The sequence below is a fragment of the Methylobacterium sp. WL6 genome, assembly GCF_008040095.1.
GTDB lineage: Bacteria > Pseudomonadota > Alphaproteobacteria > Rhizobiales > Beijerinckiaceae > Methylobacterium.
Map to the genome: position 1 here is coordinate 1 of NZ_VRVH01000359.1, position 4,000 is coordinate 4,000.

At 71.7% G+C, this 4,000-nt stretch carries 5 protein-coding genes; all 5 read right to left on the reverse strand.

Features of this window, described 5'->3' with window-relative positions; all coding sequences use genetic code 11:
* Positions 1-419 (reverse strand): inositol monophosphatase family protein (locus tag FV230_RS25470; protein ID WP_281408329.1); only part of this gene is annotated, 419 nt, incomplete at its 3' end.
* 83 nt (positions 420-502) lie between these two features.
* Positions 503-1,504, reverse strand: coding sequence for an asparaginase (locus FV230_RS25475; RefSeq protein ID WP_147844376.1), 1,002 nt, complete (start codon positions 1,502-1,504; stop codon positions 503-505).
* A 157-nt stretch (positions 1,505-1,661) separates the two neighbouring features.
* Entirely contained in the window at positions 1,662-2,300 is a 639-nt protein-coding gene (locus FV230_RS25480; protein WP_147844377.1) for a hypothetical protein, read from the reverse strand.
* Between the two features lie 174 nt (positions 2,301-2,474).
* On the reverse strand, positions 2,475-3,350 hold the full coding sequence (locus FV230_RS25485) for a protein-glutamate O-methyltransferase CheR (RefSeq protein WP_147844378.1): 876 nt from the start codon (positions 3,348-3,350) through the stop codon (positions 2,475-2,477).
* Positions 3,347-4,000, reverse strand: a 654-nt coding sequence (locus FV230_RS25490; protein WP_147844379.1) for a CheB methylesterase domain-containing protein, incomplete at its 5' end; no start/stop codon positions are given. The genes FV230_RS25485 and FV230_RS25490, both read right to left, overlap by 4 nt.

A 4,000-nucleotide genomic window follows, 5' to 3' on the forward strand; every position in this document is an offset into this window, starting at 1 on the left:
GCGACACCCGCGTGCCAGACGCGGCCGACGCCCGGCGCGGCCAGCGCCGCGGCGACCGGGCGGTTGCCCTCGATCAGGGCGATGCACACGGCGAATTCCGGGCTGCCGGCGAGGAAGTCGCGGGTGCCGTCCAGGGGGTCGACCAGGAAGAACCGGTCGGCGGGCGGCACGTCGTGGCAGGTCTCCTCGGCCACCACCGGGATCGCCGGGAACCGTTCCAGGAGCTTGGCCAGGATCAGCTGCTCGGCCTCGAGGTCGGCATGGCTCGAGGGCGAGCCGTCCACCTTGAGCACGTGCGGGCAGTCGTTGCCGTGGTGGCCGAGCAGGATCTCGCCGGCGGCGCAGGCGATCTCGGCCAGGTACGCGGCGATGCGCTCGCGTTCCGGCCCGGAGAGGGAGACGATGGATGATGCCGCCATTGCCATGGCACCGTCTTGCTCCACCCACCGATCCTTGTCGATGGCGGAGGCCGAAATCGGGTTTCGGCCCGTCCCGACGCGTCTCAGTAGGTGGCGAACATCCGCGCGATCTCCGCGGGCTCGCGCGTCACCGTCAGGGCGAGCGCGAGCAGGATGCGGGCCTTCTGCGGCGTCAGGTTGTCGGCGCTGAGGATGCCGCGCTCCCTCAGGCGGGTGGTGAGCGGGACGACGCCGCTGCCCGCCCGGGTCGACTGCACCACGACGATCCCGGCGGCGGCCGCCTGCTCGAGGGCGTCGGCTTCGCGCGGCGGCGTCATGCCCGGCGCCAGCCCCGCCGAGACGATGCCCTGCGCTCCGGCCGCGAGGAAGGCCCGCACCGCCGTGCCGTCCGCGTCGGCATAGCCGTAGGACACGTCGACCCGCGGCAGCGCATCGAGCGCGCGGATGTCGAAGGGCGTTCCCGGAGCGTGGCTCCGCTCCGAGCGGCGGTAGTACTGCACCGAGGCGCCGTCGACGTGGCCGAGCACCCCGAAATCCGGCGTCCGGAAGGTCTGAAGCCGGGCGACCGAGGTCTTGGTCACCTCGCGTGCCGCCTGGATCTCGTCGTTGAGGACGACGAGGACGCCGCGCCCGCGGGACTGCGCCGACGCCGCCGTGCGGATCGCCGCGACGAGGTTGAGCCCGGCATCGCTCGACAGGGCGCTCATCGGCCGCTGCGACCCGACGAGCACCACCGGGACGTCGACGGTGAGCGTCAGGCTCAGGGCGTAGGCGGTCTCCTCGAGGGTGGCGGTGCCGTGCCCGATGACGATGCCGGCGAGGTCGCGATGCTCCGCGACGAGGCGTTCGCAGGTCGTCGCCAGGTCGCGCCATTCCGCGAAGCCGATCGCCGGGCTCGGCACGGCGCGGAAGGCGACCGGCACCATCTCGGCGACCGCGCGCACCTCCGGCACGGCATCGAGGATCGCCTGCGCCTCCAGGCGGTTCCCGGTCGCGGTGTAGTCGAGGATGTCGAGGGAATCGCGACCGAGCGACGAGATCGTCCCGCCGGTGCCGATGAACGCGACCTTCGGCCTTGCCGTCATCGAATGTCTCCTGCTCGCTTCGCGTCGAGACCGCGTCCTACCCGCTGAGGCCGGCGGTTGTCTCGCGGCATCGCCGGGGACGGACGATGTACCGGGCGAGGACGCGGTGCCGGCTCGCTCGCCCCGAGGATGGCGACACCGCGCGCGCCGATGCGGCTCAGCTGCGGAAGTCGAACACGAGGGCCGAGGCGTTGCTGCTCGTGCTGGAAGTCCCGCTCGACGCGTAGCCGGTCGCGCTCGCCTGCGTCGATTGGAGCTGCTTGATGAAGCTCGCCAGCAGATCGCTCGTCGATGCGGTGCTGGTGCTGCCCGAGGCCGAGGCGTCGGGATCCGCGCTCGACGCATCGGACAGGTCGTTGCCGTCCGGCGCCGCGCCGAGGGGCGGTCCCGGGGGCGGGCCGCCCGCACCGCCGACCCCGCCATCCTTTGCCTCGCCATTCGCGCCTCCCTTGGCGAACAGCGACGTCAACGTCGCCGCCTGGTCGCTGGTCAGCGTTCCGTTGGTGACCTGGTCGGCGATCAGGCCGTCGATGCGGCTCTTGATCTGGGACGGGTCGAGCCGCGACGCGGCGGAGGTGCTCGACGATGCCGACGCGGCACCGTTCGCGGTTTCGCCGGACTTGAGGCTGGCGTCGATCGAGTCGAGGGCGCTGGTGAGCGCGGTGGCGTCGGTCGCGGAGATGGTGCCGGCCGAGGCCTCGCTGTCGATCTCGGAGGCGACCCGATTCTTGTGGGCGTGCGCCGGGCGCTGCGGCGCCTGGATCTGCGAGGCGGTGGTGCTGGAGATCGAACTCATGGGCGGCTTTCCCGTGAAGCTGCCGGAAACGCCCGGCCGCGGGTCCGTGTGCAAAGTGCCCACGCCGCGGTTAAGGATCTGTTCGCCTTAATGTTTCGGTATGTTTCCAGCGGGGCCGAGCGGCCGTTCCCCCCTCTTCCCGCAGCGTAATTCGTGCTGTGATGCTCGCCCGAGTCAGCGGGCGGCGACCCGCAATTGCGGGAACGCGGCGGGGAGCGGAGGCGCCGCGCGCAGGGCCGGTTGCGCCACGCCGTAGAGGCCGCGATGCTGCGGGTTCGGGCTCAGCCGGTCGGTCAGGCCGATCACCGTCTCGGCCGCGCCGAGAAGAAGCGCGCCTTCGGGTGCGAGCCGTTCGGCGAGCCGCCCGAGGATGTCGGCCTTGGTCGGCGTATCGAAGTAGATCAGCACGTTGCGGCAGTAGATCACGTCGAAGGAGCCGAGCGCCTCGAAGCCGTTGAGCAGATTGAGCGGCCGGTAATCGATCATCGCGCGCAGGGCCGGGGCGATCTGCCACTGCTCGCCGATCTGGGTGAAGTACTTCAGCAGCCACTGCACGGGCAGCCCGCGCTGCACCTCGAAATGGCTGTAGAGCCCGAGCTTGCCCTTCTCGATCACCTCGGTGGACAGGTCCGTCGCGACGATCTCGACCTGCCAGCCGGCAAGCTTGGCGCCAGCTTCCTGTAGCAGGATCGCGAGCGAATACGGCTCCTGGCCGGTCGAGGCCGCCGCGCACCAGATGCGCAGCCGGCGCTGGCCGGCACGGCGCGCCATCGCCTGAGGCAGCAGCACGTCGCGGAACAGATCGAACGGCGTCCGATCGCGGAAGAAGAAGGTCTCGTTGGTGGTCATCGCTTCGACGACCGCCTTCTCGATCGACGAATCGCGCGAGATCTTCAAGGTGCCGACGAGGTCGCGCAGCGTGGCGAGGCCGAAGCGGCGGCAGACGGGGGTGAGCCGGCTCTCGACGAGGTAGCGCTTCTCGGGGGTGAGCGCGAGGCCGGAGCGCTGCTTGAGGTAGGCGCGCAGGAAATCGAATTCGAGCTCGGTCATGCCGCCTGTCCCGTGATCATGGCGCGCAGCGCAGGGCCGATCTCGGGAAGCGGCAGGATGGCCTGGGCCAGCCCCGCCTTGGCGATGCTGCCGGGCATGCCCCAGACGGTGCTCGTCGCCTCGTCCTGTGCGAGCACGGCGCCGCCGGCCTCGCACAGCGCGCGGGCGCCGTGGGTGCCGTCCGAGCCCATGCCAGTGAGCACGACGGAGAGGGTGGCGCCCCCGAACAGGGCGGCGGCGTCCTTGAACAGGACGTCGACGGCCGGCCGGCAGAAGTTCACCGGCGGTCCGTCGTCGAGGCGGATCACCGGCTCTCTACCGGCGCCCCCCGTCAGGCCCATGTGGCGCCCGCCCGGCGCGACGTAGATCCGCCCAGGCTCGAGCCGTTCGTCGGCCTTGCCCTCGGCCGCGACGAGTCCGGTGCGGGTGGCGAGGTGCTCGGCGAAGACCGCGGTGAAGATCGGCGGCATGTGCTGGACGATCAGGATCGGCAGCCGGCGCAGCGTCGCCGCGCCGATCTTCTCGAGCATCTCGCCGACCGCCCGGGGGCCGCCGGTCGAGGCGCCAACGAGAAGGACGCGGGGCGCTAGGCCGGTGCGGGCCTTCGGGCGCAGGGTGACCGGGGGGCTCGGGCGCGGCGCCGCCGGGGC

Excerpts from the sequence above, each read along its gene's own strand:
- FV230_RS25480 (WP_147844377.1), bottom strand. The coding sequence starts at position 2,300 with ATGAGTTCGATCTCCAGCACCACCGCCTCGCAGATCCAGGCGCCGCAG.
- FV230_RS25485 (WP_147844378.1), bottom strand. The coding sequence starts at position 3,350 with ATGACCGAGCTCGAATTCGATTTCCTGCGCGCCTACCTCAAGCAGCGC.
- FV230_RS25475 (WP_147844376.1), bottom strand. The coding sequence starts at position 1,504 with ATGACGGCAAGGCCGAAGGTCGCGTTCATCGGCACCGGCGGGACGATC.